Origin of the sequence: Microvirga sp. (assembly GCF_014699075.1) — a bacterium.
In the GTDB taxonomy this organism is placed as follows: domain Bacteria; phylum Pseudomonadota; class Alphaproteobacteria; order Rhizobiales; family Beijerinckiaceae; genus Microvirga.
The window spans coordinates 135,192-141,704 of sequence record NZ_JACXAB010000010.1 but is presented as its reverse complement, the minus strand read 5'-3'; the positions used below and the strand labels follow the sequence as shown (position 1 = coordinate 141,704).

5 protein-coding genes and 1 pseudogene are annotated in these 6,513 nt (G+C 66.3%); 3 read left to right on the top strand and 3 right to left on the bottom strand.

The window, feature by feature from the left end:
• The 3 genes and pseudogenes from IC232_RS16525 to IC232_RS16515 all read right to left on the bottom strand — a co-directional run.
• Positions 1 to 281: pseudogene (locus tag IC232_RS16525) on the bottom strand (BAX inhibitor (BI)-1/YccA family protein); the annotation flags it as partial.
• A 229-nt stretch (positions 282 to 510) separates the two neighbouring features.
• On the bottom strand, positions 511 to 3,096 hold the full coding sequence (locus IC232_RS16520; RefSeq protein ID WP_190846080.1) for an ABC transporter permease: 2,586 nt from the start codon (positions 3,094 to 3,096) through the stop codon (positions 511 to 513).
• 11 nt (positions 3,097 to 3,107) lie between these two features.
• The gene (locus tag IC232_RS16515; protein WP_409564935.1) at positions 3,108 to 3,806 is read right to left on the bottom strand and encodes an ABC transporter ATP-binding protein; all 699 of its coding nucleotides are present in this window, start codon (positions 3,804 to 3,806) and stop codon (positions 3,108 to 3,110) included.
• A 66-nt stretch (positions 3,807 to 3,872) separates the two neighbouring features.
• Between IC232_RS16515 and IC232_RS16510 the strand changes: the two genes are divergently transcribed.
• The 3 genes from IC232_RS16510 (at position 3,873) to thpR (ending at position 6,485) form a co-directional block, all read left to right on the top strand.
• On the top strand, positions 3,873 to 4,535 hold the full coding sequence (locus IC232_RS16510; RefSeq protein ID WP_190846078.1) for an arylesterase: 663 nt from the start codon (positions 3,873 to 3,875) through the stop codon (positions 4,533 to 4,535).
• 65 nt (positions 4,536 to 4,600) lie between these two features.
• Complete coding sequence (locus IC232_RS16505; protein ID WP_190846077.1) at positions 4,601 to 5,644, top strand: aldo/keto reductase; 1,044 nt, start codon at positions 4,601 to 4,603, stop codon at positions 5,642 to 5,644.
• A gap of 304 nt (positions 5,645 to 5,948) precedes the next feature.
• Positions 5,949 to 6,485 carry an RNA 2',3'-cyclic phosphodiesterase gene (thpR, locus tag IC232_RS16500; protein ID WP_190846076.1) on the top strand — a complete coding sequence of 179 codons (537 nt, stop codon included), beginning with the start codon at positions 5,949 to 5,951 and terminating at the stop codon, positions 6,483 to 6,485.
• Positions 6,486 to 6,513: the final 28 nt, after the last annotated feature.

Sequence of the window (6,513 nt, the reverse complement as noted above, 5' to 3'; positions counted from 1 at the left end):
GCCAGAGGCGCCAGCGCCACAACCCACATCAGGGGCGAGCCATACAGGGTCGCGCCGAACTGGGTCAGGCCAACACCACCCATCCGGGCAACCGCTTGCGACGGATCGCTCGTGGTGGCCAGCATGTTGATGCCGAGCGCGACCAGGGCCGAGATGGCAAGGCCCAGGACCATGTTGTTGTAGACGCCGAGCATGAAGGCGCGCAGGCCTTGGTCGACCTGAGCCGCCGTCCGGGCAAAGCCGGTGCCATAGGCGTGTTGGTTTTGCTCATACGGTTGCATCGAAGTCCTTTCCTCGCGGTATCCCGTTGTTCCCTCGAAAGGCCGGTTACCAGCCTTCGGCCGCCGCGTTTGTCGGCGACATGCAAAATATGAGGGGGAGCCCCCTTTTCCGCAAGGGGCAAGGTCAAGCTTCAAATCTTCGTGAAGCAAGAAAAGTGAAGAGCAGAGTTGATGCTGCTCCTCATTAACCTTTTCGCGCTCCTTTATAACGCCGCCGTGCCCGCGCGGCTTAAAGGTTTCTCAAATACTGCGCCGGCTTTTGACTTAAGATCCGCCAGGTTCCCAGCAGGCCTAATCCGACACTCACGAGAACCGCCAAGGCCGAGGCCAGGATGGCGCCCGACAAATCTAAGGTAAAGCTTAGGTTCATGACACGGTCGACGATGAAATAAGCGGCAAGCGAGCCTGCCAGCAGACCGAAGACTGCCGTCGCCAACCCTAAGAGCCCGTATTCGAGCGCATAGGCCGAGAGCAGCCGGGCGCGGGTGGCGCCGAGGGTCTTGAGCACCACCGCATCGTAGAGCCGCGCCCGGTGGCCGGCCGCCAGGGCGCCTGCCAGCACCAGGAGGCTCGCGATGAGCGCAATGGAGCTTGCGCCGCGAATCGCCATGACGAGCTGCGAGACCACATCGTTGACAGCCTCAAGGGCATCCTTCACCCGCACGCTCGTGACCATGGGATAGGTTTGGGCTGAGCTGCGCAGGATGCGGGCGTCGAGCGCCTCATCCGATCCGTTCGGGAAGGTGACGGTGGCGAGATGCGTGTGCGGCGCGCCGGCAAAGGCATTGGGCGAGAACACCATGACGAAGTTGATGCCCATGGAGCGCCATTCAACCTCGCGCAGGTTGGAGATCGTGGCGCTGATGTTGCGCCCGAGCACGTTGACGGTGATCTCGTCGCCGATCTTCAACCCAAGACCCTCGGCGATCTTCCGGTCGAAGGAGACCAGCGGCTTGCCACGATAATCCTCCGGCCACCACTCACCTTGCACGATCTTCGATCCCTCCGGGGGCGCTTTGGCATAGGTGATGCCGCGGTCGCCCGAGAGCACCCAGGAGATGTCCTCGCTGGCCTTGATCTCGGCCACAGGCCGGCCGCCCAGGGTGACGAGACGGCCGCGCATCATGGGCACGCGCTCGATCTGGGCATCGGACGCCTGCTGTTTGAGGAAGCCCTCGAAGGCGTCGGCCTGCTGGTTCGGGATGTCGAGGAAGAAGAAGCTCGGCGCCCGCTGCGGCAGGCTTTGCGTCAGCTGGCGCGTCAGGTTGGTGTCGATTAGCGCGAGCGTCACCAGGAGCGTGATGCCGAGGCCCAGCGAGAGCACGAGCGAGGGCGTGAGCGCGCCGGGGCGGTGGATGTTGGCAAGGGCCAGCCGCGGCGAGGTGCTCCGCGGGCGCGGCAGGCGGCGGGCCAGCGCCATGATCCCGAAGGCGACGACGCGCAGGAGCGCGAAGGAGCCTGCGGCCGCGGCCACGAACATCAGGGCGACACGCCGGTCATAGGCCGCGAGCACCGACAGGCCCACGAGCGCCGTAACGGACAGAATGAGCGCCGTCACATAGCGCTTGCGCGGCCAGCGCCGTTCCGGGTCGATCTGGTCGCGGAACAACCCTGAGACCGGCACGTCATGGGCACGGCCCAACGGCGCGATGGCGAAGACGAGCGCGGTCAGCACCCCATAGAGCAGCGCAATGCCGAGCTCGCTCCAGGCGAGCGTCGGCTGGATCGGGATCGGCAGGAGATGGCCGAACAATCCGGTGATCACGAACGGCAGGGCGGCCCCGAAGGCCAGCCCGATGCCGATGCCCACGATGGCGATCAGCATCACCTGGGTGAGGTAGAGCATCACCACCTGGCCGCCGGGCGCGCCGAGGCTCTTGAGGGTGGCAATGGAGGCCCGCTTGCGGTCGATGAAGCCGCGCACCGCATTGGCGACGCCGACGCCGCCCACGAGCAGCGCCGTGAGGCCGACGAGCGTGAGGAACTGGGTGAAACGCTCGATGTTGCGGGCGAAGCGCGGATCGGCATTCAGGCGCGTTCGGATGTTCCAGCCCGCCTCGGGCAGGACGCGGCCCGCCTCCGCCTCGATCCGGGTCAGCCCCTCCTCGGTTGACACCTCCGGCGGCAGGATGAGCCGGTAGGTCCAGCGCACGAGGCTGCCGGGCTGCACGAGGCCCGTGGCATCCAAGGCCTCCCGTGAGAGCAGCAGCCGCGGCCCGAAGCCGATGCCGTCGGCGATCTTGTCGGGCTCGGAGACAAGCCGCGCCCGCAGCTCCACGTTGGCGCCGCCCACCGTGACACGGTCGCCGACCTTGAGGTCGAGCCGCGCCAGCAGCGCCGAATCGACCGCCGTCCCGAAGGCGCCGTCGCGCTCGGCAAAGAGCTCGGCGGGGGGCAACTGCGGATCGGTCTCGAGCGCACCGACGGTGGGATAGCCGCCATCGACCGCCTTCATCTCGACGAGGCCGGAGCCCTTGTCGCCGGCAACGGCCATGGCCCGCATGGAGGCGATCACGTTGACCCGGCCCTGCGATTCCAGGAAGGCGCGCTCGGGTGCGGCTGCCTCGCGCTGGATCAGGGAAAAGGCCATGTCGCCGCCGAGGATCCGGCGCCCCTCGCGGGAGATACCCTCGGTGAGCGACCGCGACAGGGACGAGACGCTGGCAATCGCCGCAACGCCCAGCGCGATGCAAGCCAGGAAAATGCCGAAGCCTTTGAGCCCCGCGCGCAGCTCTCGGAAAGCGAGGCGCAGCAGGAGCGGCAGGCGGGACGACGAAGAGCGCCTCTGCGGCGTGGCCGGAAGGGTGCCGTGCATGGGGTTTGTCCTTAGGCCACGGCGGAGGCGGCATCGGCCTCCAGCTGCCCGGAGCGCAGGCGCACCATGCGGTCGCACAGGCGGGCGAGGTTGAGGTCGTGGGTCACGAGCACCAGGGTCGCGCCCCGGTCGCGCTTGAGGGCGAAGAGCAGGTCGATGATGGACCCGCCGGTGTTCTCGTCGAGGTTGCCGGTGGGCTCGTCGGCCACAAGAATCGCCGGATTCGGCACGATGGCGCGGGCGATCGCCACGCGCTGCTGCTCGCCGCCGGAGAGCTGCGCCGGATAATGGTGCAAGCGAGACCCGAGGCCCACGGCCTGCAGCTCGGCTTCCGCCCGCTCGAAGGCGTCGTCCTCGCCGGCAAGCTCCAGGGGAAGCGCCACGTTCTCCAGCGCCGTCATGGTGGGCACGAGGTGGAAGGACTGGAACACGATGCCGATGCGCCGGCCGCGAAAGCGCGCCAGCGCGTCCTCGTCGAGGCCCGATAGGTCGGTGCCGTCGACGATCACTTTTCCGGAATCGGGGCGCTCCAACCCGGCCATGGTCATGAGCAGGGTCGACTTGCCCGAACCCGAGGGGCCGACGAGCCCCACCGCCTCGCCTTTGGGGATATCCAGGGAAATTCCCTTGAGGATATGCACCCGTGCGGCCCCGCGCCCGAGGCTCAAATCGACATCGTGCAGCGCGATGGCCTTGTCCTGCATGCCCATTCACCCGATCTGTTGGAAACTTGAATTTAACCCGGTTCTAGTCCGGCATAGATGGGAAGCCTATCGATGAAGCGCCAATCCGGCCCATTCATGACGATCATTTTTGCGTGTGCGGCGGCCCTTGCCGCCATGATCGCCCCCCTTCCGGAGTCTCAAGCGCAAGGCCAGCCGATCCGCCTCGTGGCCTTGGGCGACAGCCTGAGCGCGGGCTATGGCCTGCCGCAGGAGGCCGCCTTCCCGGTGGCGCTGGAGCGGGCGCTCAAGGCCAAGGGCTACAGGGTCGAGGTCGCGAATGCGGGCGTCTCCGGCGACACCTCCTCCGGCGGCCTCGACCGGCTCGACTGGTCGGTGCCCGACGGCACCCACGGGGTGATCCTGGAGCTCGGCGCCAACGACATGCTGCGCGGGCTCGATCCGGCGCTCACCCGCAAGAACATCGACACCATCGTCGAGCGGTTGAAGGCCCGCAACATCCCGGTGATGCTCGCGGGCATGTATGCCTCGCGCAATCTTGGGCCCGATTACGTGCAGAAATTCGACAGCCTCTATCCGGACATTGCGAAGAAGCACGACCTTGTGCTCTATCCCTTCTTCCTGGACGGAGTCGCCGGCGAGCGGTCCCTCAACCTGCCCGACGGCCTGCACCCGACGGCCAAGGGGATCGAGATCATCGTCGCGCGCATCCTGCCCACCGTCGAGAGCTTTCTCGCCCGCATCGCCCAGCGCTGAACCTGTTTAGCGCCTCATTCTCGCCTGAACGCGGCGGACCCTATCGCCGCGAGGAGCCTGTACCTATGGAACATCGCCGCCTCGGCCGCACGGACCTCAATGTCAGCCTCATCTGCCTCGGCACCATGACCTGGGGCCAGCAGAACACGGAGGCCGAGGGCCACGAGCAGATGGATTATGCCCTCGACCAGGGCGTCAACTTCTTCGACACCGCCGAACTCTACTCGATTCCGCCCAAGCCGGAGACGCAAGGGTCCACGGAACGGATCATCGGCTCCTGGTTCAAGTCCCGCGGCTCCCGCAACAAGGTGATTCTCGCCACCAAGGTGGTCGGCCGCTCCGACAGCACCTGGTACCGGGATGACGGCTCGAAGGCCGAACTGTCGCGCAAGCAGATCGAGGAGGCGGTGAACAAGAGCCTGAAGCGGCTCCAGACTGATTACATCGACCTCTACCAGATCCACTGGCCCGACCGCCCCATGCCCTGGGGGTCGAACCCAACGATCTTCCGCCACCAGGAAGGCCAGTCCCACCCCATCGCCGAGACGGTCGAGATCATGACCGACCTGGTGAAGGCCGGAAAGATCCGCCATTTCGGCCTCTCCAACGAGAGCGCCTGGGGCACCATGACCTTCCTCAAGCATGCGGACGCCAAGGGCCTGGCGCGGGTGCAGTCGATCCAGAACGCCTACAACCTCCTCAACCGCACCTACGAGGTGGCGCTGGCCGAGGTGACGATGCAGGAGAACGTGAGCCTGCTCGCCTATTCGCCGCTGGCGCAAGGCTATCTCACGGGCAAGTATCTCGACGGCGCCCGCCCGCCGGGAACCCGCACCACCCTGTTCGGCCGCGGTCAGCGCTACGAGAATGCCACCGCCGAGGCGGCGATCCGCAAATACGTGGCGTTGGCGCGTGAGTTCGATCTCGACCCGGCCCAGATGGCGCTGGCCTTCGTCAACTCGCGCCCCTTCGTGACGTCCAACATCATCGGCGCCACGTCCATGGAGCAGCTGAAGACGGACATCGCCTCGACCACCGTGACGATCACGCCGGAGCTGGAGAAGCGCATCGACGCCATCCATGTCGAGCACTGCAATCCCTGCCCGTAACGTTGAAAGCGTCATCCCGGACGGCGCAAGCCGATCCGGGATCGCTTGTAGAATGGGGCGCTGGTCTCCCTCTCCCTGAGGGAGAGGGTTGGGGTGAGGGGTTAGTGTCCTGTCCGGATAGACCTGTAACCCCTCACCCGCGCCTGAAGGCGCGACCTCTCCCACCGGGAGAGGTGACTTGAGCCATCCTCGTCCAACGATCCCGGACCGCCTGCGGCGTCCGGGATGACCTACGAGCAGTGATCGGAACAAACCCGGCCACCAATCGTCTGAGTTGGCATCAGCAAGCCCTGGGAGGTGCCGCATGCCACGCCTGTTCACCGGCATCGAGATCCCGGCCGAGATCGCCCTGGCGTTGTCGGGCTTTCGTGGCGGGCTTCCCGGCGCCCGCTGGGTCGAGCCTGAGAATTACCACATCACCCTGCGCTTCATCGGCGACATCGACGAGCGCATGGCCGATGACGTGTGCTCCGTTCTCGGCGAGAGGCGCCAGCGCGCTCCGTTCACCCTCACCATCGACGGGCTCGACAGCTTCGGCGGCTCAAAGCCCCGGGCGGTCTTTGCCCGCACATCCGGCAATGGCGAGTTGAACGAGCTGCATGCGGAGCAGGAGCGTCTCCTGCGCCAAGTGGGCCTGCCACCCGAGACCCGCAAGTTCACGCCGCACATCACATTAGCGCGCCTGAAGCAGGTCTCTCCGGTCGACGTCGCGCATTACATCGCCACCCACGGGCACTTTCGGAAGCTCACCTTCTCGGCGCACCGCTTCGTGCTCTACTCGTCACGCGCCTCCGTGGGCGGCGGTCCCTATGTGATCGAGGCAGCCTACCCCTTGAGCTAGGCTCGACGCTCCCAGGCAGGACTGTTAC